The 285-nt window shown below is 69.1% G+C and carries 1 pseudogene; it reads left to right on the top strand.

The window, feature by feature from the left end:
* Positions 1–285 (top strand): annotated as a pseudogene (locus NFJ07_RS25810) (Gfo/Idh/MocA family protein); the annotation flags it as partial.

Raw genomic sequence — 285 nt, forward strand, 5'->3', positions numbered from 1 at the left:
TCGGTTCCGGACCCAAGGCCGGGGAGGAATTCCCCGTCGAGGTCCCCACCCACGTCAGTGCGATGCTCCAGTTCGAGGCCGGCGCCTCCTCGCACAGCGTCTTCAGCTTCGAATCCCCCCGCCTGCGGATGGGCTTCGTGGAGATCACCGGCACCGAAGGCACCCTGGAACTGCCGGACCCGAACAACTTCGACGGCGACCTCAAGCCCTGGCGCGCAGGGGCCGAAGAAGCCGAAACCATCCCCGCCACGGGACCGGCCAACGGCCGCGGCATGGGCGTGCTGG

Origin of the sequence: Arthrobacter sp. B2a2-09 (genome assembly GCF_027587375.1) — a bacterium.
Taxonomy (GTDB): Bacteria; Actinomycetota; Actinomycetes; order Actinomycetales; family Micrococcaceae; genus Arthrobacter.